The organism is Sporosarcina sp. FSL W8-0480, assembly GCF_037963765.1.
In the GTDB taxonomy this organism is placed as follows: Bacteria; Bacillota; Bacilli; order Bacillales_A; family Planococcaceae; genus Sporosarcina.
Map to the genome: position 1 here is coordinate 2636783 of NZ_CP150166.1, position 20588 is coordinate 2657370.

Below are 20588 nucleotides of genomic sequence, written 5' to 3' on the forward strand. Positions count from 1 at the left end.
AGAAAAGGGACCCCAAAAATACTTGGGGTCCCTTTCGTATTGATTTTATTAATCTTCCATTGTAGACAAATCGCCTTCAGGCAAGTTCAGTTCCCATGCCTTCAATACACGGCGCATGATTTTTCCACTTCTTGTTTTTGGTAGTTTGTCTTTAAACTCAATCTCTCTTGGAGATGCGTGTGCTGCAAGTTCCTTCTTGACGAACTGCTTAATATCATCTGATAATTCTTCAGATGGTTCATATCCTTCATGAAGTGCAACAAAGGCTTTAATGATTTCGCCCCGAACTGGATCCGGCTTCCCGATTACCCCCGCCTCGACAATCGCAGGGTGTTCGAGTAACTTACTTTCAACTTCAAAAGGACCGACCCGCTCCCCGCTTGTCATGATGACATCATCGACACGACCTTGGAAGAAGAAGTAACCATCCTCATCCATATACGCAGAGTCGCCGGATACATACCATTCATTATTCAAGAAATAGGAATCGTACTTCTCCGGGTTATTCCAGATTGCTCGCATCATCGCTGGCCAGCCTTTTTTAATGGCCAAATTCCCCATTCGATTAGGAGGCAATACTTGTCCACGATCATCTACAATCGCAGCTTCAATTCCTGGGACCGGTTTTCCCATCGATCCGGGCTTGATCGGCAAAGACCCGAAATTACATATTGTTTGGGCACCTGTTTCTGTCATCCACCAAGTATCATGGATTCTCAGTTTGAAAACTTCCATGCCCCAACGAATCACCTCCGGATTAAGGGGTTCCCCGACCGATAAAATATGTCTCAAGGATGAGAGATCATACTTTTCAATAGGTCCTGCTCCTGCTCCCATCAGCATGCGAAACGCTGTAGGCGCACTGTACCAGACAGTCACACCATAGTCCTGGATGGCTTCGTACCAGCTATCCGTCGAAAACCTTCCACCTAAAATCAGCGATGTCGCTCCGGCAAGCATCGGACCAAATATTCCATAAGCAGTCCCTGTAACCCACCCTGGATCCGCAGTACACCAGAAAATATCTTCATCCTTTAAATCCATCACCCATCTTGTCGTCTGCAATTGTTGAACCATTGCCTCTTGAACATGAAGGACACCCTTCGGCTTCCCCGTCGAGCCTGAAGTATAATGAAGTAATGTCGGCGATTCACGTTCCATCCATTCGACCTGAAATTTTTGAGAAGCTTCTTTTAGATGTTTTAGGAAGTCGACATGCACTGAATCCTCTTCAATGTTCTCGCCCACCAGGAAGATTGTTTTTAAATGAGGCAATTTCGTAACAGGAATCCTGTTGAGCAATTCAGGTGTTGTAACAATCGCTTTTGCTTCACTATCAGATAAGCGGTCATATACAGCCCCTTCCATGAAAGCTTCAAACAATGGCCCTACGATCGTCCCCATTTTCAATGCACCAAGTAATGAAAAATACAATTCCGGAGATCGCGGCATGAATACAAAAATTCGATCCCCTTTTTCTAAAGTAGAATGATTTCGTAACACATTCGCAGCTTTATTCGACATTTTTTTCAGCTCATTAAACGTATAAGCCTCTTTACGATTTGCATCCTTGTAATAGAGGGCCACTTTGTTTTTCCGATAGGAATCGGCATGTCGATCCACGGCCTCATATGCAATGTTAATAAGCCCGGTCTTGTGCCAGCTGAATTCCTTCTCTGCCTCTGACCATTGAAATTCCTTCGCTGTTTGGTCATAATCCTGCAATTGATAATCCCCCTGCATTACAGGTAACATTTTACTCTCCATTCCTATCACCCTTTCAAAGAACATTTGACCCCTACTATTTTACAGTAATTCTTCAATATTAGCTAATATTTTGGTATATTTTGATTGTTAAGGCACCTGTGCATAAAAATCGAAACAATATTGTATTAATTGGTTATCAATCCCTAAGTATTCCTCAATGCCAACTCTACTTATCTCTACGAAACCTATTTTCTCTAACATTTTCTTCGAGCGACTGTTACCCTCATGTGTTTCAGCATCGAATGTTGTTATTCCATATTTTTCGGATGCATATTGCATAAAAGATAAAATGGTGCTTGTCCCAATTCCCCTACCCCACAACTGACTTTCCCCAATAGCAATGCCTAATTCCGCTCGATTATTTTTAATATCCGCCAAATCTACATAACCAATCAATTTGTCTTTTAGTTGAACCCCTAATCGGACAAAATCTGCTGACTCATTATTTACGCAACGCAGCCACCAACTATATAATTCGTCCTCACTTCTGTCTACTTCCCAGCCATTCGCCAAACAAAAAGCATTGTCTAAACTCCATTTCAAAACACTATCAAAATCGTCTATCTTTAAAGCTCTGAAACATATTAAATTTTCCATATTCATGTCATCTCCCTTTAAAGATGTCAATCTTACGTTGTAATCTCCCCGGTAATCCAGCCTTTAATAAATACTTCCAATGATGGAGCAACCCACGTTCTGCTATCATCTTCGTGGTTCCATACATAAATATCCTCCGCTTTAATCGTACCATTTACTATTTTGTAGCCAAATAAATCTCCACAGCCATTATCCGAAATAAATAACAAGTGATCGAATGGCATATAAAGATCCTTGAAGACGTGGGAATTTCTAAAAAACATATTCTCCTTCACTATTTGCGATGTTGTCCAGATTAAAGGACAGTTGAACACGTCAAACACCCCATTTGTTTCACTGTACAATTCCAATAACTTTACAGGTACTTCGACGTTGAGCGCTTCCTTAATTTCATTTATCTCGGTTTCAGTAGCCGGCGGTGTGAAAGAGTATTCATTCGATATCGTACTGATATAATCCAACCACATATGTAACACATCTTTCTATCTCTTATTTTCCAAATTAATACGGATTCTTCACAAGACCATGCGCGTGCACTGTTATGAAAATACTTGTTTTTCTACTAAGGCAACTGCGTTTGTTTTCCAAATTACACGATTATGAATAAGCGTGGATAATAAAACATGTGCTATCATAATGATTGAAAATCTTTTTCCTGTTTTTGCTCCTCAATCGTTTCTAAACTTATGTCCAACAAAAAAATATCATCCTTTTTTCTCCTATTCACACCGTAAGAAAATGGCCCGATTGTTGTATAGTCTTAAAAGCCACTACAAGGTTATTTTACCACAAATACTCGCATAAACTTCGAAATTATCAATCAATTTTATCCGAAATGTCTTTTACGAACCACCGCAAATAAAAAAGAGATGGCAATCGCCACCCCATTAATTATTTTGCACCACAGTCACATGACCTTATTTTACCTCTATCTCCACCATTGCTTCCTCTTCTATCCAAGAAGGATAATAACCCAAATCAAATCTTAAAGGGTTTTCAAAGGATTCTTTAGGTAGTTCGAATTCAAGCTTTATTGATTTTCCAACTACCTCCACTGACCCATCTACATACTTTTCACCTCTTCTAAGATTAGTGTAGTCAAACTTTACAAAAAACTCCTTTCCGCCATTATCTTGAAAACTTGAGGATACTAACATATTGTATTCCCCATTCACATCCATCATAAAGCTAACTTTATTATCCTTAACTTCCAAGTTTGAAAATATCGACTCAGATGGCTGTTTTAAAAACTCTTTTGACTCGGTATCTATTAAGATAAAAGCATCGGTTTTATCAATTGCTGCTATTTTCCCAAAATCTAATTTTAGGTTATCAGAGTTAGTAAAGTATGGACTTTGCATTGTAATCGACCATTCGGTTCCATCTAAATTTCTAAACGCAGTTCCTTTATTATTAACAATCCATTCGTCGCCAATATCATTCACTAATTTTAAGTTTTGAAAAGAAAAGATCTTTTTAGTGTTATTTGGGTCGACTTTCAACTTAACTGTTGCCCGAATTGGATCAAGTATAACTTTTTGAACCGTAATCCGTTGTCCTTCGATTAAAACTTCTTTATTTAATACAATTGTTTTACTAACGAAACTAGACTTTTTAAATTCGAACGGGATTTGAAAATGCTCTACTTCATTCCCCTTCTTCAAGCCAATCTCCCATACAAGATTCCCATCGCCTACGATGTGATTGTCATCGGTTTCGAGTGTCATCATGGAGCTAAATACATTCTCTTTAATAACCGGTTTATTTTTATCGTAAAATGTTGTATTAAACATAGGCAAATACCTATTGCCTTCTTTCATCAAATTCAAATACTCAACCTGTAAAGGTTTATCATTCACTTCCGATTCGACTGAGTAAAAAATAACTGCGCCTTTCTTGTCTGCAATCACCCCATTGAGGGTTACCGTAATACCCATTTTTTCTTGGGATAGGTTTAATGGTTGATAAAAATCTTCTTCAACCGCCGCAATCAAACTTCTGTCCTGTTGTTGAAGAAGTGCAACAATGCGTTCCATGCCCGGTAACGATGAAATCTTGTCCGCAAACACAGGGGATACAGAAATAGATGTAACAAATGAGACGAGCAGGATTGCAGCAAACACAATCGACCATGAGCTTCTTTTTACTAACTTCTTTCTTTTTAAAGCATGTTGTTCTTTTTTGCCCTTCTCAAATCCGCTTCGTATGGCTGAATGCACATTGTCTTTTGGAATCTCCATTTGATCAATTTTTTCCTTCATTTGCTCAACTGTCATTTTTCCTCTTTCAAACACGTTTAGCCCCTCCTTTCTCCTCTTCAAAGCCTGCCCTAAGTGATCGCAGTGCTTTATGTATTCGTGTTTTAATCGTCCCTATAGGGGTGTTGCTTTTAATGGCTATGTCCTTCACTTTCACATCTTCAAAGTACCTTAAATGCAATAACTCTCTTTCATAATCGGATAAATGTAAAAGTGCTTCCTCAATCTCCAAAAAAGTGAAGTCTTCTGTAACTCCATGAGTATTTATTATATCTTCCTTCAGTACTTCTCTTTTTCTTTTCTTAATGACGTCTTGACAATAATTCATCATAATCCGAATTAGCCAAGTTTTAAAATAGGCAGGTTCCTTCACTGCTTTAACACTTCGATAAGCCCTATATGTTACTTCCTGGATAGCCTCCAGTGCATCTTCTTCATTTTTCAAATAAGAGATTGCTGTTCGATATAACGCTTCTTCATATGAATGCATTAACTCTAAAAACGCCTTTTCATCACCTTTTATCGCTTTTTTTTCTAATGAATTTCCGCTCAAGATTTCACCCCACTTCTTTTGTCCCTATTTATTAGACTTACAAGTCCGCAAAAGGTTTTTATAAAACAGAAAAACCCTCAATTGAAGGTTTTACATAATTGATTTCAAATTTCATAATAAGTAATTATTATTGTTCGAATATGTTTCCCCCCCAATTTGGCCAGCCAATAGCACTTGCCTTCGGACATCTTCAAGTTACCTCCCCCTTTTTTGCCAAATAAAATCTTAAACTTTCATCTATTATCCAAAAGCATATAGAAGTTATGATCGATGCAATAAAAAATATTTCATTACTTCGCCAGAATTGGCTAAAATCCTGTAATAATGTTTGGGACTCGAATAAAAGCCCTACGATAAATATAAGTCCCAAGCCAAAGATAATGTGGATAACGAATGACCAACATATCCGCTTATTATTTGAATGCCGCTTCGTTAATTTTTCTGAGAGAAGTGACACAGGAAGTCCGTACAGTAATATAACGGGAATTGCAAACCAACTTATAAAGAACGCCATCGGAAAAACGGCTAACAGTTCTTCTCCGTCTGCATATACAAACCAAGCAGCAATAAGTAAGATTGATAACAATGAAGCGAGAATCAGTGTTAAAATCTTTCTTTTAAGCATACTCACCCTCCTTCCTACTTTTCAACAAACAAAACCGCCTTTTAACTAATTTTACCATAGGTTTACCTAAATCTTTCGATAATCTACGACTTCCCATAGAATGCAACAAACTTCCCGTTGATTCGTCGTGACCGTCCTCATAGAGCGGAAACAACGCGCCCATCAATCATTATTAGTCTTTTTACTGAATTCCAATTACCATTATCATTATTTGTTGTATACTTAAATAAGGTCTATTGACAAGGACGGTGAAAATTTTGGAACATGTCAAAACGTATAATGCAATGGAAATTAAACATAAGAACGGCAACCTTCTAATCGAAGGCCCAATCCCCGGAAAGGAATTAGCTAACCTCGATTTCCATAAGGATCTTGTCGCCTTCAGACTTCCCGACCAGCAACATAAAGCGTTAATCGAAATTGCTGACCTTCCTGAAGGCAGAATCATTATTGCTCGTGATAATAATGAAATAGTCGGCTATGTGACCTATTTGTATCCAGATCCCCTCGAAAGATGGTCACAGGGGAAGATGGAAAATCTTATTGAATTAGGAGCAATCGAAGTCATTCCTAAATATCGCAGTGGTGGCGTTGGAAAAGCGTTACTTGAAGTCTCAATGATGGATGATGCGATGGAGGATTATATAATCCTGACAACCGAGTACTATTGGCATTGGGATTTAAAAGGAACAAAATTGAATGTATGGGAATACCGGAAAGTGATGGAAAAGATGATGAATCACGGCGGTCTCGAATATTACGCAACTGACGACCCTGAAATAAGTTCGCATCCTGCCAATTGCCTTATGGCCAAAATTGGAAAACGGGTAGATCAAGAATCCATCCAGCAATTTGATAGTTTACGCTTCATGAATCGTTTCATGTATTGATAGGAGGTAGTAAGATGCTAATCGAGGAAATTATGAAGAGGAACGTCGTCTCCCTTTCACCTCAACATACCGTCAAAGATGCTTTATCAATTATGCAGGAAAAGAAAATCCGGCATCTTCCAATCGTTTCCGAAATGAAAGAGCTCCTTGGAATCATAACTGATCGGGATTTAAAAGAAGTGTTGCCCTCCCTTTATTCCGACACAACAGATGTAACCGTTTACAAGAAGCCTTTATCTGAAATAATGACAAGTAACCCGATCACTGGTCATCCAATGGATTTTGTCGAGGAGGCAGCTGTTGTTTTTTATGATAACCAAATTGGCTGTCTCCCAATTGTGTCAAACAACAAATTGGTCGGTATCTTAACAGAAACCGACCTTCTTTATAAATATATTGAATTGACAGGTGCCCACCAACCAGGCTCACAAATCGAAGTGCGTGTCCCTAATATTCCAGGTATTCTCTATGAAGTATCCAAAGTATTTTACGAGCATAAAATGAACGTCCAAAGCATTCTCGTCTATCCGGATAAAGAAAATGAAGACAATAAAATTCTCGTTATTCGTCTTAAAACAATGAATCCACTTAATGTTATTAAAGGGTTAAAGAATAATGGATTTGAAGTTTTATGGCCGAATGTTCCAGGCATTGACCTATGAAAAAAGAAGCGGTATTCATCTATTCGGAAGATCAACTTGGATACACATTTTCTGAAACACATCCTTTCAATCAAAAAAGGCTTGTATTAACTTTGGATTTATTAAAGAAAATAAATGCAATAAACGATGAAGATATCATCGCGCCAAGGATCGCAACGGACGAGGAGCTTCTATTAGTCCACGACCAGCGATTCATAGATATTGTGAAAAGTGCTGGCAAAGGACAAGTTAGTGATGATGTTGGCTCTGTTTATGGAATCGGCACGGAAGACACTCCGATATTTCCAAATATGCACGAAGCCAGTGCCATGCTTGTAGGAGGAACTTTGACGGCTGTCGATGAAGTGATGGAAGGCAGGTCAAAATATGCTGTAAACCTTGGCGGTGGGCTTCACCACGGCTTCAGCGGCAAAGCCTCGGGATTTTGCGTCTATAACGACAGCTCGGTCGCCATTAAATACATGCAAAAGAAATACGGAGCACGGGTGCTGTATATCGATACCGATGCACATCACGGTGATGGAGTCCAATGGACCTTTTACGATGATCCAGACGTTTGCACACTTTCCATCCATGAAACAGGCAGATACCTTTTCCCGGGCACTGGCAGTGTTACGGAACGCGGCAATGGAAAGGGATACGGAACTTCATTCAACTTCCCGATTGATGCATTTACCGAAGACGAGTCATTTTTAGAAATTTATAAAACCGCCATCGAGGAAGTAGCAGCCTTTTTCAAACCCGATGTTATTTTGACTCAAAACGGAGCTGACGCGCATTACTTCGACCCATTAACACATTTATACGGGACGATGGAAATCTTTGAACAAATACCAAGGATTGCGAGAGAAATTGCAGAGCGTTATTGTGATGGCCGTTGGATTGCCGTTGGCGGTGGCGGATACGATATTTGGCGAGTCGTACCAAGAGCATGGTCGCAAATTTGGCTTGCCATGAAACAACTCCCAATCCCAACCGGAAACCTACCCGATGAATGGCTAAACGCTTGGCAGGATCAATCACCCGTCCCATTCATCAAAACATGGCAAGACCCAAAACCATTATACGACCCCATTCCAAGAAAGGCCGAAATAACCGAAAAAAACACCCAAATGCTAAACAAAGCCCTCCACATCATTCGAAATAATTAAGAAAGCTAACTAGATTTGTGTAATAATATTGCATATTATATTGGGATCCATTCTTTTGGTTTGGTTTGGTTTGGTAGTGACGGGTTATTATTAGTTTTACTTCCGTTGCTTGGAGTGAAAGGCGGCGACTCCAGCGGGAATAGCAATTATTTTTGCGACTAAAGCGCAGCGTAGGAGCATGAGCTGAAGACCCCACAACGAAGCGAAGCGCAGTGAGGAGGCTCAAGCCATGCCCGCGGAAAGCGTCCGCCTGCAACGTAAAGCAACAGATTATAATTCTATATATAAACAAAAGCTGTTCCGGTTATTTCCCCAGAACAGCTTTCATCACTTCGTCGATTGACGTTCCTCAATACTGAACGGCAAAATAACACCAACTTCCTCAACCTCTTCACCATTCATCAACTTCGTCAACAATCGCATCGACACTGCCCCTAAATCATACAAAGGAACAACAACAGCGGTTAGCTGCGGCCTCACTACTCTCGACAAAAGTGTATGTTGGAAACAAGTCATCTCAATATCATCAGGAACCGAAAGACCATCATCTCTCAACCCATTCATAATCCCGACAGCAATTTCATCATTCCCCGCAAAGATAGCCGTCGGCCTCTCATCCAACTCACGTATCAGCGTCCATTTTTCATACGCATCATCATACGTATTATTCGTTTCTATGAAATACTCATCAATAACCGGCAACCCGGCTTCCTTCAACGCCTTTTCATAACCTACCTTCTTGCAAAGACGATTGATATCCCTCGTTAAAGGACCGGACACATGCGCAATTCGCTTATGACCATTATCGATCAACTTCTTAACCGCTTGATAGGCCGCATCCTCGTGATCGATATTTACAGTCGGCAAATTCGTGCCAGCGTCTAAAGTTCCCGCAAGCACAACTGGAACATTTGCTGTCGCCATTTCTTTTCGAATTTCTTCAGACAGCGAGTCACTCATAAAAATGACCCCGTCCACTTGTTTTCCAAGATGGTCCTCAAAAAGTTCAACTTCCCTTGTCGGCCGTTTATCCGAATTGGAAAGGATAATATTGTATTCATACATTGTAGCAATATCCGCAATACCACGGGAAAGTTCCGCATAGTAGCTTTTCGAAATATCCGGGACGATGACACCTATTGTTGTTGTTTTTTTACTGGCAAGCCCTCTTGCCACTGCGTTTGGACGATAACCAAGACGCTCGATACAATCTAACACCTTTTTACGTGTTGCCGGCTTCACATTTTGGTTGCCGTTTACAACACGTGATACTGTCGCCATCGAAACATTCGCTTCCCTAGCAACATCATAAATCGTAACTGACATTATCGATTCTCCTTCCCTACATTTTGATTATGTATTCATTTACTCTTATTATAATCAAAGCACCGGTACCTTAAAAGGTCCGGCGCTTTTTACAGAAAAGTTCCTACTGCATTTCCACTTTCAAATGGTTTGATGTGTATTCATAAACCTTTGTAGCTCCGCATAGAACTCGTCGAACTGTTTAATATCCATTTGCTGTGCTGCATCGGATAATGCAACTGCCGGATCAGGATGAACTTCAGCCATGACTCCATCTGCACCTACGGCGATAGCCGCTTTTGCAGTTGGAAGCAATAGATCCTTCCGTCCAGTTGAATGAGTAACATCAACAAATACTGGTAAATGGGTTTCTTGTTTTAAGATTGGAACAGCTGAAATGTCCAATGTGTTGCGCGTTGCACGTTCGTACGTACGGATACCGCGTTCACATAGCATAATTTGGCTATTCCCTTTAGAAATGATATATTCAGCCGCATTAATGAATTCATCAATCGTTGCAGCGAGGCCACGCTTCAATAGTACTGGTTTATTCGCCATACCTGCTTCCTTCAACAATTCGAAGTTTTGCATGTTACGGGCGCCAATTTGGATAACATCGATATAATCCAAAGCCTCTTCAAGATGCGTTGGTGTAATGATTTCAGTTACAATGGACAAGCCCGTTTCATCTGATACGCGCTTTAGGATTTGCAACCCTTCAAGACCAAGTCCTTGGAAGTCATAAGGGGATGTACGTGGTTTATACGCACCACCTCTTAACATCGTCAACCCTTTAGATTTAATTGATTGAGCGACTGTTAGTACTTGTTCATAAGATTCGACAGCACATGGCCCAAAGATGAAAGTAGGAGACCCATTTCCAACTTCTTCGCCATTTACATTTACAATCGTATCCTCAGGTTTACGTTTACGTGAAACAAGCAGCGCATTACGTTGCTCGTCCTCTTGGATTTCTAAAGCTGACATGAATATGCCTTTAAAAATCTGTTCCAAAATACCATTAGGGATCGGACCTTTGTTTGACTGGACTAATGCATTTAGCATCTCTCTCTCACGAATTGGATCATATCGGTTTACACCTTGCTTTTCCTTGACCCTGCCAATTTCCTGAACAACTGCTGTACGCTCATTGATCAAGTTCAGTATTTGGTTATTCAGCCCATCAACCTGTCTGCGAAGTTCATCCAACTCATTTTGTCTCATCATTACGTCTCCTCCCCATACACATCATTCCCTTTTCAAAGAAGGAATTCTATGTTGCATTTTTGTATAATAGTCCAAGTATAATGAAATGCATTCGAAATGTCACGTCATTTCTGTAAATTGTCACTAATTCACGGATTTTGTAGTAAAAAGTGTAATAAAAAAAGCAGAAGGGACTAAAAAGTTCCCCTCCACTTTGGATATATAATGTATTATTTCTCTGTTTCAACCGAGATATGATTTTGATTTACATTCTTTTCTTCACCGATATTCTCGCTATTATCGTAAGCAACATTACTGTTTTTTGTAGATTGATGATCGGCAGCCTCTTTGTCTTCCCCGGTTTGATGTTCAACAAACTCAATAGGCTCCTCGCCTTCAGACGACACCGTCCCATCATGCATCGGGACAGATGTTTTGTTTGTCATCGACTTCACCTTGTCAACGATCTGGCCAGATTGCTCCTGGATAGTCTTAGCAAATTCATCTGTTTTTTCCTTTGCAACAGTTGAAAACTCAGTCGCCTTGTCTTTTGCGACAGCACTTAGTTCGATACTTTTGTTTTTTATTTGAACGGCTTGGTCCGAAAAGTCGTCACGCATCTCTTTACCCGTCTTCGGTGCAAGGAATAATGCTGCCGCTGCACCAATCACTCCACCTACCAATGCGCCCAGTAGGAAGCTTCCGGCTCCGGAAGTATCCTCTTCATAGAAATCGTCGGTATTTGAACGATATGGATAGTTCACAGGAAGATGTGAAGGTTCCCCGAACGTGTTTTTATATTCATGAGTTCCATAATATTGCGCATCATTCGTCTTTAGTTTTTCAGTCATGTTTATTCCTCCTAAATAATTTTGTTTATTCTTTAATTTATGTCAGTAAGTGATTACTTTGGGCTTGGCAGTCTTTTTTGTTTCGGATCCGCTTTATAGACCGTCCAACCTGACGACCGCTCTTCTTTCATTTCCTTCACTTTACCAATGATTCCAAAAGCAATATTGCTCCACTGTACTGCTTGGGCTATTTTATCACTGTTCTTTTCGGCTTCAACAGTAATTGAGTTGGTAATTCGATGAACTGAGCTGTTCAAATTACTGACCGAGTCGCCCACCCCTTTTACTGCATCTACAACAGTGTTCAATTTTTCGGATTTCTGTTGAATATCCTCCGCGAGGGCATTTGTCTTATGAAGGAGTTCAGTAGTCTCCGATGTAATACCCTCCAACTGGTTCGTCAAATTATCCATAGTTCCCGACACGCTTACCAATGTCTTTTTTAATGAACTTAGGGTCACCGCTAGGCTAATACATAAAATTAAAAAAGCCACTGCAGCGACGATTGCCGCAATATACAATAATACTTGCATGGCACTTCCTCCTTCCGATATACATACATAAATAATTTCTACCCTTTAAAGTAGGTAAATAAACTCAGCCATCTTTAACCTTTTTCGACAAACTTTTCAAATCCCCTTTATTTTTTATTAAAGAAATTGTTTTTTATTTAATAAGACTAATCCAGGAATTTTTAAAAAAGAAGAAACAGCTGATCCAAACGGATTAGGCTGTTTCCTCTTTTTTCGTATGATCCGAAAAAACATGCATGTATTTTTGAATATCCCCAGCACCCATGAATAAGAAAACTGCATTTCCATGCACGTCGAGAACATCAATATTTTCAAGCAATAGGTGCTTGGCTCCAGGGATCTTATCAATCAGATCATTGATGGATAGGTTCCCGGATTGCTCACGCGCCGAACCGAATATATCGCATAGATATACATGATCCGCCGTCTGTAAGCTATCAGCAAACTGCTGGAGTAAAGCTGCGGTCCGTGTGAATGTATGTGGCTGGAAGATCGCAATGATTTCTTTATTTGGATACTTCTGCCTCGCCGATTGCAATGTAGCCTTAATCTCAGTCGGATGATGTGCATAGTCATCCACAATTACCCTTCCATGAGATTCTGTTACAGTGAAACGTCTTTTCACACCATTAAATGTTGCAAGTCTTTCCTTAATACCTGCAGCCGCAATCCCCTCATAGTGGCAAAGGGCAATGACGCCAAGTGCATTTAAAATGGCGTGGTCACCAGGCAAGCAAATCGTAAACGTATCATAGAACTCATTCCTTACGTATACATCGAACGTTGTGCCTTTTTCGGATTTCTTAATATTTTTCGCGGAAAAGTCATTTCCTTCATCAAAGCCATAGTACACTACAGGGACATGTGCTTGTATTTGTTGTAGATGAATATCATCCCCACAAGCAATAATCGCCTTTTTCACTTTAAACGCCATTTCCCCGAATGCATCCATAACATCATCAAGATCTTTAAAATAATCCGGATGGTCAAAGTCAATATTCGTCATTATGGCGTAATCAGGTTCATAGGCAAGAAAATGCCGCTTGTATTCACATGCTTCAAAAACGAAGTACTCACTATTTTCTATCCCTCTTCCTGTGCCATCACCAATTAGATAAGAGGTAGGTGAATTTCCCGACAAGACATGCGCCAACAATCCAGTTGTCGAAGTCTTACCGTGGGATCCTGTAATAGCAATTGAGACGAATTTTTTCATATATTGGCCTAAAAATTCATGATAGCGTATTACGTCAACGCCCATTTCTTTCGCTTTCACAATTTCAGGATGACTATCAGAGTAAGCGTTCCCTGCAATGACCGTCATCCCCGGTTTAATATTATTTTCATCGAATGGTAAAATCGTTATTTTTCTTTCATGCAACGGGGCTTCCGGAAAGAAATATTTCTCTACATCCGAGCCTTGTACTGTATGGGAGGAATCATGAAGAATCTGTGCAAGGGAACTCATTCCCGATCCTTTGATTCCCGTAAAATGGAACAATGTCATATTGCAACCTCCTTGGATCGTTTCTGTTCCTACATTCTCAAACTCGATATACTGAAATACTATATAAATATAACTATAAACTTAAAGCGATTTATCAGTTCTATTGAGGTATTGTTCAAAATCATTTTCAGTTAAAAAAACATCTCGTGGTTTACTTCCCTTTTGCTCTGATATGAAACCTAATTCTTCCATACGGTCCATCAATTTAGCCGCACGGTTATAGCCGATGCTAAAGTTCCGCTGCAAAAGGGACGTTGAAGCACTACCCTGGCTAATGATGAATTGGCAAGCTTCAACAAAGAGTGGGTCGGATTCCTCTTCCTCCATTGAATTGGCTAAAAGATCCTCCTGACCAAACAGGTATTCGGGATCCGCCTCGTTCTGAACGTGTTCTATTATACGTTCAATTTCGGCATCCGTGACAAATGTACCCTGTAATCGGGCCGCTGAAGATTGCCCGTTTCCAAGATAGAGCATATCGCCTTTCCCTAAAAGCCTTTCAGCACCTATTGTATCTATGATTGTTCGGGAATCTATTTGAGAAGAAACCGAAAACGCAATACGGGTCGGCACATTCGCCTTTATTGTCCCTGTGATTACATCGACGGAAGGCCGTTGTGTCGCAATGATCAGATGAATACCGCAGGCTCTTGCCTTCTGTGTTATCCTCGCTATTGAAACTTCAACATCCGCCGGAGCCATCATCATTAAATCCGCAAGCTCATCAATAACGATTAACAAATATGGCAGCTTCAATGAAAATTTGCGGTCCTTTTCAACCATCTCATTGTATCTTTCAATATTTCTTGCTCCTACATGGGCAAATAGTTCATATCGTCTTTCCATTTCGCCGACCGCCCACTTTAAAGCAGCTGTAGCAGCTTTAACATCGGTAATAACTGGGCTTATTAAATGAGGAATGCCATTGAAAGGAGCAAGCTCAACCATTTTAGGGTCAATTAAAAGCATTTTCAAATCCGTAGGTGAAGATTTATAAAGTAAACTTACTAAAATTGAATTTATGCACACTGATTTACCGGAACCTGTAGCCCCTGCAATCATCCCATGTGGCATTTTCCGCAAGTCGATCGTAACCGGTTCCCCGGTCAAGCTAAGTCCAAGTACTGCTTCCATTGGCGATTCAGAGCCTTGGAACCTTTCTGTTTCGATAACCTCGGATATACGAACGGCCCTTGGCTTTCGATTCGGAATTTCAATGCCAATTGAACTGGTTCCGGGAATCGGAGCTTGAATTCGGATATCTTCCGCTGCAAGAGCAAGTTTCAAATCATCAGTTAGATTTCTAACCTTGCTCACTTTCGTTCCGTGCCCTACAGTCAATTCAAATCGTGTAACTGTCGGACCTTGCACTGCTTCAATTACGTTTGCTTGAATGGAGAAATGGGAAAGTGCCTCTTCCAATTTCGCTGATTGAGTCTGAAGCCATTCTGCATCCTCAATATGTGCTTCGGGCTGTATGAGGAAGTCTTTTGGAGGGAATGCGTAATGCGGCAAACCCATTTCTTCACCCACATCAGATTCCTTCACCTGACTTTGAGGAATAGTTTCCGTTCCCTTATTTTTGAGAATGCTTTCTTTTGCTTCACGTTTTTCTTCCAACTTTAGTTTATCGTTTTTCAACATTAAAACATTGAAAGGCACTATTCGTTCTTTTTTCCGCAGTTCCCCTTCATTTGATTCTGAAATTACTTGTAGGGAATCATCAGATTCGGTAGAGTCCATTGGAGTAGGCGATTCATCAATAGATTCAAGCTCAATCGCTTCTTCTTTTACCTCAAGTACATTTTCATTAAAACGTTCAATTACTTCAATCTCATTATTGGAAGTATGTGCATGATTTTCCGTTTCAATGCGGTCAATTTCATCTATCACCTGTATGTCTTTAACAATTTCCTCATTGTCTATCGTCTTAGATGAGGATGAACTCAAAGCCAAATCCTCATCTTCAGTTTTCAAAGTACTTTCCTTCCGTATGGTCGGTTTCATATAGCCATACACCGGAGAAGGAACAGTAGTTGGTGTAAATGGACGCTTTTGTTTAATTGTCGTCGTATTGCTGCTCTCTTCTTTGCTAAGATTTGGTTTTACCCGTTTAAAATCATCTTCAATTACTCTATCAGTAAGGTACTTGGAAGAGGAAGTTGCCCTATGAATCTTCCCTATTTCCTTTTCACCTGGCCATCTATCATTTTTATATAAAGGAATAGGTGTAAATTCTTCTTCATCATCCAATTTTGTAATTAGTGCTCCATTCCTATCTCTTTCATTTTCAGAGTCTGGTTCCCAGCCATAGATCTCTGCATCCGTTATTATTGGAAAGCGGAAAGCTGGTCGTTCTTTCGGGTTTTCTTCTTTATCATCTACATCATCAGTATCTTCTATAGTATATGTATCTGGTAGACTTTCATCTTTTTCCGATTCAAATATTTTATTCATAAATTTTTTAAACCAAGTCAAATCTATCACTCTTTTCAAGTCGATCATTCTATTTTAGCAGGTTTTTATCGATTAAATCAATCTGGGGCCTAAAATAAGAAAAACGTACTGTTTTTCACAGTACGTTGGACGGATATTGACGGCAGTTTCGAATGATTTCCTACCAAAAACAGCCAAGTGACTACCACAAAATCATCAAGTTAGATATTGAATGGCTCACCAATTCGAGAGTCTTCTCTAAGGACTAAGATTCCTTTTTCAGCAGGCGCATCCGGCAAATTAAGTTCTCTTGCAGAACAAATCATTCCAGATGATGCAATCCCTCTCAACTCTGCATCACGAATGACCATCCCTGAAGGCATTACAGCCCCAACCTTCGCAACAACAACTTTTTGGCCCTTATCAACATTCGGTGCTCCACAGACGATTTGGAGCTTTTCATTCCCCACGTCTACAGTGCAAACACTTAATTTATCTGCATTAGGATGCTTCTCCTTCTCAATTACATAGCCAACAACGAATTTCGGAGATAAATCCACGTCAAGTTCAAGTTCGACTCCGTTCGATTTTAATGCCTCATTCAGCTTTCCGACGATTTCCTCTGTCGTTTCAATTTGTCCATTTCCGTTGATTTCCACGTATTTTGAAGCATTGAAAACGTTGAAAGCAACAACTTCTTTTGAAGACTCATCTTTTATCAATGTGATATCATTCACTGAATCGATTTCTGTTTCTTTCGGGCGATCAGTCGTCACTTGTACAAGGAGGACGTCACCTAACGTTTTTTGATTGTAAAAGATATTCATTTCTTTTTTCTTTCCCTTCTCGCGACCCGATTTTTTGCCATTATAAAGATAGGTTCTAATTTACCATCTTCATAAATGAATGACAATGATGTAACTGGAACTGCCCCTACTGTGAAGAATTGCATCGTCATCTGTGCAAGCACATCATAACCTGTGTCATTTCGAATATCACCGATGATGAGCACATCTTGATGGGGGACGGACACTGTCATATGCCCTTCGATCTTCCCTTCCATCTCTTTTAGAAAGGCTTGGTTCAATATACGGCTTGCATCATAACCATCATTATTATTAACAAAGTAAAACAGATTACCTGCCACTTCATCTTTCTTCATATTCGTCGGCAAGGACCTCACCTTGAACATGGCCGATTCCATAATGTCTTGTTCTGACATACCAAGTGAATCCAACATTGTTTCATCTATCAACCGATACGTAGTGCCCAAGTCCAGTGCATAAAAAATCCTTGTTTCCGCCGTATGGTCTTTGACGATGAATCGATCCCCTGCTTTTGAGGTTTGAGGGAAAGAGGTTGAACGGATTACCGGATAGATTGCACCGTCTTTAGTAAACCCTTCCGACTCTTCGATTTCCATTGCATTAAATGTCTCTTTAATCGTATAAATCACTTCATTAATTGCTGACTCTTTTTTCGTTTCATATTTCGCAAGGATTTCTGGTAATGAAATATCCATTCCCTTTTTCAAGACTTTATGCTCCAACCTTACTTTGTCCGTTTTCCTATCGAAACGCCATTCCAAATCTTTTGACGGAAGTCGTTCTTTTAGTAACTCAACTAACTTAGATGAATTCATATTCATCATCCTTTCTAAAAATAAGCGGTCGCGCGTCGCTTTAGGGTTGCGCCGTGTGACCGCCTATGTTCTAAAATTATTTCGAGCCTTGCTCAATGGAACGCACAATTTCCATCATATTGGCCATATTCTTTTCTATGTTCTTCTTCTTTGTAATTGTTGTTAGTTTAATCCCACCGACACTTGTTATCAGTTCGACTTGATCATCACTTTTTTTCAAAACAGATGCAAACCCGAAATAGCCATCATCAGTGAATATTTCTTCATAACGGACGGATTTATCGTTTCTTTCCAATAGGTCGTAAAACAGGCGGCTCTCCATGTTTTCATTTGGATTGATGAAAAGAAGGAAGGTTTCGTCACCTTTTTTCATGATAATATTTTGTCCATCGGAACTTTTAGAAATCGTAAAACCGGCTGGCTTGTACAATGAAACATTCTCGACTTCTGCATTCACGGCTTTGTCATGTAGTTCGAATGCGGTTTTAGCGGCTTCGATTCCATCCAAAGCCTTCTCTTCGATGGTTTTCCCGCAAGCGCTCAGCACTGTTATTGAGAGTAGTGTCAGGAATAGGAATTTCCATAAGCGGAACATTCGGCTTCCTCCAATCTAATTAAATAGCCGATATCTATTTTAAAGATAATAGTGAGTATATGCAAATATAGCAGTTCAGCGAGCTGTTTGGTGGAATTTTAACTGGCCGACTAATAGTAGCATGATATGTTCGAAAAGCAGGTCACGGGTGATTGCTTGGGCTGTGAACATGCCGATTGCGCCTTCACTATGACGAATGCCGCTTGCTTGGAAATATTCGTCGACTACGATTCCTAATTCTTTACCTTTATGTATTTCAGTAGCAATGCTATTTGGCAATGGAATTTGAGCGCCAGCAGCTGTGAATTTTTCTCCTGAAGGTAAAACGAGTGCACCCCAGTTACAGAGGAACATTTCGTTATCGAGTAGGCGAACGCCGCCTTCGAGACCGATTCCGATTGCGCCTTCTTGTTCTTCTGCTGCATTTGTTGCTCGATTTAATGCTCCTGTTCTTGTTTCCTCATCTCCGATGGGCTGATCTTTCACCCCTGAGGGAACCTTTACCTCATGGAGTTCGGAGTTTGGGAAGTGTTGCTCTATTATTGTGCGTGCAGCCTTTACTTTTGCCTGGTTAGTCGATCCAATGATGAATTTCATACGATTTCTCCTCTTGAGGTAAAATTAATTGAGCGTTTTTCGGGATAAACGAGCGGTTCCAGCAATAAACGAGCGCTTCCTGAATTAAACGAGCGCTTTCCTTGATAAACGAGCGCTTCCTGAAATAAATGAGCGGTTCCCGAAATAAACGAGCGCTTTCCCGGATAAACGAGCGCTTCCTGAATTAAACGAGCGCCCGCGAATTTATTGAAACGAAAAACCATCCCCATGATGAAGGATGGTCTTTTGGTTGTTAATCAAACGTTGCTCTTGATTGTCTCAACAGTCGTTTTATCGCATGCTTTGACAAGTTTTACAAGAAGTTCTTTTGCCGCTGCGTAATCATCAGTATGAATGATTGATGCTGCTGTGTGGATGTATCGTGAGCAGATACCAATTACAGCACTTGGTACACCTTCGTTTGAAACGTGTACTTGTCCAGCATCCGTTCCACCTTGGGAAATGAAGTACTGGTAAGGGATTTTATGTGTTTCAGCCGTATCAAGGATGAACTCTCTCATTCCGCGATGTGTCACCATCGAACGGTCAAAAATACGAAGAAGCGTACCTTTTCCAAGTTGGCCGAATTCGTTTTTATTGCCTGAAGCGTCATTTGCAGGGCTTGCATCCAATGCGAAGAATAAATCAGGGTTGATCATTCGGGCTGCTGCTTGAGCACCTCGGAGGCCAACTTCTTCCATTACGTTAGCGCCTGAGTAAAGTGTGTTCGGGAGTTTTTCGCCATGAACTTCTTTCAATAGTTCAATTGCCAATCCGCAACCGTAGCGGTTATCCCATGCTTTTGCCAAGATTTTCTTTTCGTTTGCCATCGGTGTGAACGGGCAGATTGGAACGATTTGTTGTCCAGGACGGATACCGATTTTCAAAGCATCGGCCTTATCATCTGCACCGATATCAATAAGCATATTTTTAATATCCATCGGTTTATTTCGAACTTCGTCGCTTAGCAAGTGAGGTGGAATTGATCCGATGACACCGACAACCGGCCCAGCATCCGTAATGATTTGAACACGTTGTGCAAGTAATACTTGACTCCACCAGCCACCAAGCGGTTGGAAACGTAGCATACCGTTATCTGTAATACTTGAAACCATAAAGCCAACTTCATCCATATGTCCTGCTACCATGATTCTTGGACCGTCTTCCGGACCTTTACGGACTCCAAATACTCCTCCAAGATTATCTTGAATAAGTTCGTCGGAATACTTCCCTAACTCTTCACGCATGTATGCACGAACTAAATGTTCATTACCCGGTGCACCAGGTAATTCAGTGAGTGTTTTAAACATCGTCAATGTTTCATTGTTCATGAAAAACTTCCCCCAATTCTTTATGTACTCCTTTAAGTATAATCCAGGAGTTCAAAACTATCCATCACGAATATTTAGCTTT

General features: G+C 40.3%; 20 protein-coding genes. 3 read left to right on the forward strand and 17 right to left on the reverse strand.

Going from position 1 to position 20588, the window contains the following annotated elements; all coding sequences use genetic code 11:
* Positions 1-48: 48 nt before the first annotated feature.
* From acsA to NSQ43_RS13640, 6 genes are all read right to left on the reverse strand, one after another.
* Complete coding sequence (gene acsA, locus NSQ43_RS13615; RefSeq protein WP_339251030.1) at positions 49-1767, reverse strand: acetate--CoA ligase; 1719 nt, start codon at positions 1765-1767, stop codon at positions 49-51.
* A gap of 87 nt (positions 1768-1854) precedes the next feature.
* Positions 1855-2364, reverse strand: coding sequence for a GNAT family N-acetyltransferase (locus NSQ43_RS13620; protein WP_339251032.1), 510 nt, complete (start codon positions 2362-2364; stop codon positions 1855-1857).
* 32 nt (positions 2365-2396) lie between these two features.
* Positions 2397-2831: an SMI1/KNR4 family protein gene (locus NSQ43_RS13625; RefSeq protein ID WP_339251034.1), complete on the reverse strand. Its 435-nt coding sequence runs from the start codon at positions 2829-2831 to the stop codon at positions 2397-2399.
* Positions 2832-3281: 450 nt separating this feature from the next.
* Positions 3282-4658: a DUF4179 domain-containing protein gene (locus tag NSQ43_RS13630; RefSeq protein ID WP_339251036.1), complete on the reverse strand. Its 1377-nt coding sequence runs from the start codon at positions 4656-4658 to the stop codon at positions 3282-3284.
* Positions 4651-5175: a sigma-70 family RNA polymerase sigma factor gene (locus NSQ43_RS13635; protein WP_339251038.1), complete on the reverse strand. Its 525-nt coding sequence runs from the start codon at positions 5173-5175 to the stop codon at positions 4651-4653. The genes NSQ43_RS13630 and NSQ43_RS13635 overlap by 8 nt, the downstream gene beginning before the upstream one ends.
* A 190-nt stretch (positions 5176-5365) precedes the next feature.
* Positions 5366-5800, reverse strand: coding sequence for a hypothetical protein (locus NSQ43_RS13640; RefSeq protein WP_339251040.1), 435 nt, complete (start codon positions 5798-5800; stop codon positions 5366-5368).
* A gap of 257 nt (positions 5801-6057) precedes the next feature.
* Between NSQ43_RS13640 and NSQ43_RS13645 the strand changes: the two genes are divergently transcribed.
* The 3 genes from NSQ43_RS13645 to NSQ43_RS13655 are packed head-to-tail and all read left to right on the forward strand — an operon-like array spanning position 6058 to position 8503.
* Positions 6058-6690, forward strand: a complete 633-nt coding sequence (locus NSQ43_RS13645) for a GNAT family N-acetyltransferase (protein ID WP_339251043.1) — start codon at positions 6058-6060, stop codon at positions 6688-6690.
* Between the two features lie 14 nt (positions 6691-6704).
* The gene (locus NSQ43_RS13650) at positions 6705-7352 is read left to right on the forward strand and encodes an acetoin utilization AcuB family protein (protein WP_339251045.1); all 648 of its coding nucleotides are present in this window, start codon (positions 6705-6707) and stop codon (positions 7350-7352) included.
* On the forward strand, positions 7349-8503 hold the full coding sequence (locus NSQ43_RS13655; protein ID WP_339251047.1) for an acetoin utilization protein AcuC: 1155 nt from the start codon (positions 7349-7351) through the stop codon (positions 8501-8503). Before NSQ43_RS13650 ends, NSQ43_RS13655 begins: the two co-directional genes overlap by 4 nt.
* A 327-nt stretch (positions 8504-8830) precedes the next feature.
* Here the strand turns inward: NSQ43_RS13655 and ccpA are convergent, their stop codons facing one another.
* The 11 genes from ccpA to NSQ43_RS13710 all read right to left on the reverse strand — a co-directional run bounded on the left by ccpA (position 8831) and on the right by NSQ43_RS13710 (position 20506).
* Positions 8831-9829, reverse strand: coding sequence for a catabolite control protein A (ccpA, locus tag NSQ43_RS13660; RefSeq protein ID WP_339251049.1), 999 nt, complete (start codon positions 9827-9829; stop codon positions 8831-8833).
* Between the two features lie 120 nt (positions 9830-9949).
* A complete protein-coding gene (locus NSQ43_RS13665) occupies positions 9950-11032 on the reverse strand; it encodes a bifunctional 3-deoxy-7-phosphoheptulonate synthase/chorismate mutase (protein ID WP_339254925.1) in 1083 nt (360 codons plus the stop codon).
* Between the two features lie 212 nt (positions 11033-11244).
* Positions 11245-11865, reverse strand: a complete 621-nt coding sequence (locus NSQ43_RS13670) for a YtxH domain-containing protein (RefSeq protein ID WP_339251051.1) — start codon at positions 11863-11865, stop codon at positions 11245-11247.
* A 53-nt stretch (positions 11866-11918) separates the two neighbouring features.
* Positions 11919-12398: a DUF948 domain-containing protein gene (locus tag NSQ43_RS13675; RefSeq protein WP_339251053.1), complete on the reverse strand. Its 480-nt coding sequence runs from the start codon at positions 12396-12398 to the stop codon at positions 11919-11921.
* A 193-nt stretch (positions 12399-12591) separates the two neighbouring features.
* Complete coding sequence (gene murC / locus NSQ43_RS13680) at positions 12592-13905, reverse strand: UDP-N-acetylmuramate--L-alanine ligase (RefSeq protein ID WP_339251054.1); 1314 nt, start codon at positions 13903-13905, stop codon at positions 12592-12594.
* 81 nt (positions 13906-13986) lie between these two features.
* On the reverse strand, positions 13987-16362 hold the full coding sequence (locus tag NSQ43_RS13685) for a DNA translocase FtsK (RefSeq protein ID WP_339251056.1): 2376 nt from the start codon (positions 16360-16362) through the stop codon (positions 13987-13989).
* A gap of 200 nt (positions 16363-16562) precedes the next feature.
* Positions 16563-17168: a YtpR family tRNA-binding protein gene (gene ytpR / locus NSQ43_RS13690; RefSeq protein ID WP_339251058.1), complete on the reverse strand. Its 606-nt coding sequence runs from the start codon at positions 17166-17168 to the stop codon at positions 16563-16565.
* The gene (locus tag NSQ43_RS13695; RefSeq protein ID WP_339251060.1) at positions 17165-17983 is read right to left on the reverse strand and encodes a DUF1444 domain-containing protein; all 819 of its coding nucleotides are present in this window, start codon (positions 17981-17983) and stop codon (positions 17165-17167) included. Before NSQ43_RS13695 ends, ytpR begins: the two co-directional genes overlap by 4 nt.
* A 76-nt stretch (positions 17984-18059) precedes the next feature.
* On the reverse strand, positions 18060-18578 hold the full coding sequence (locus NSQ43_RS13700; protein ID WP_339251062.1) for a hypothetical protein: 519 nt from the start codon (positions 18576-18578) through the stop codon (positions 18060-18062).
* Positions 18579-18653: 75 nt separating this feature from the next.
* Positions 18654-19175, reverse strand: coding sequence for a DUF84 family protein (locus NSQ43_RS13705; RefSeq protein ID WP_339251063.1), 522 nt, complete (start codon positions 19173-19175; stop codon positions 18654-18656).
* A 257-nt stretch (positions 19176-19432) separates the two neighbouring features.
* Positions 19433-20506: a M42 family metallopeptidase gene (locus tag NSQ43_RS13710; RefSeq protein WP_283732494.1), complete on the reverse strand. Its 1074-nt coding sequence runs from the start codon at positions 20504-20506 to the stop codon at positions 19433-19435.
* Positions 20507-20588: the final 82 nt, after the last annotated feature.

What these genes read in the sequence shown, in the direction of transcription:
- acsA (WP_339251030.1), bottom strand. Translation starts at nt 1,767, where the DNA reads ATGGAGAGTAAAATGTTACCTGTAATGCAGGGGGATTATCAATTGCAG.
- NSQ43_RS13620 (WP_339251032.1), bottom strand. Translation starts at nt 2,364, where the DNA reads ATGGAAAATTTAATATGTTTCAGAGCTTTAAAGATAGACGATTTTGAT.
- NSQ43_RS13625 (WP_339251034.1), bottom strand. Translation starts at nt 2,831, where the DNA reads ATGTGGTTGGATTATATCAGTACGATATCGAATGAATACTCTTTCACA.
- NSQ43_RS13640 (WP_339251040.1), bottom strand. Translation starts at nt 5,800, where the DNA reads ATGCTTAAAAGAAAGATTTTAACACTGATTCTCGCTTCATTGTTATCA.
- NSQ43_RS13650 (WP_339251045.1), top strand. Translation starts at nt 6,705, where the DNA reads ATGCTAATCGAGGAAATTATGAAGAGGAACGTCGTCTCCCTTTCACCT.
- NSQ43_RS13655 (WP_339251047.1), top strand. Translation starts at nt 7,349, where the DNA reads ATGAAAAAAGAAGCGGTATTCATCTATTCGGAAGATCAACTTGGATAC.
- ccpA (WP_339251049.1), bottom strand. Translation starts at nt 9,829, where the DNA reads ATGTCAGTTACGATTTATGATGTTGCTAGGGAAGCGAATGTTTCGATG.
- NSQ43_RS13665 (WP_339254925.1), bottom strand. Translation starts at nt 11,032, where the DNA reads ATGAGACAAAATGAGTTGGATGAACTTCGCAGACAGGTTGATGGGCTG.
- NSQ43_RS13670 (WP_339251051.1), bottom strand. Translation starts at nt 11,865, where the DNA reads ATGACTGAAAAACTAAAGACGAATGATGCGCAATATTATGGAACTCAT.
- NSQ43_RS13675 (WP_339251053.1), bottom strand. Translation starts at nt 12,398, where the DNA reads ATGCAAGTATTATTGTATATTGCGGCAATCGTCGCTGCAGTGGCTTTT.
- murC (WP_339251054.1), bottom strand. Translation starts at nt 13,905, where the DNA reads ATGACATTGTTCCATTTTACGGGAATCAAAGGATCGGGAATGAGTTCC.
- NSQ43_RS13685 (WP_339251056.1), bottom strand. Translation starts at nt 16,362, where the DNA reads ATGAATAAAATATTTGAATCGGAAAAAGATGAAAGTCTACCAGATACA.
- ytpR (WP_339251058.1), bottom strand. Translation starts at nt 17,168, where the DNA reads ATGAATATCTTTTACAATCAAAAAACGTTAGGTGACGTCCTCCTTGTA.
- NSQ43_RS13695 (WP_339251060.1), bottom strand. Translation starts at nt 17,983, where the DNA reads ATGAATTCATCTAAGTTAGTTGAGTTACTAAAAGAACGACTTCCGTCA.
- NSQ43_RS13700 (WP_339251062.1), bottom strand. Translation starts at nt 18,578, where the DNA reads ATGTTCCGCTTATGGAAATTCCTATTCCTGACACTACTCTCAATAACA.
- NSQ43_RS13705 (WP_339251063.1), bottom strand. Translation starts at nt 19,175, where the DNA reads ATGAAATTCATCATTGGATCGACTAACCAGGCAAAAGTAAAGGCTGCA.
- NSQ43_RS13710 (WP_283732494.1), bottom strand. Translation starts at nt 20,506, where the DNA reads ATGAACAATGAAACATTGACGATGTTTAAAACACTCACTGAATTACCT.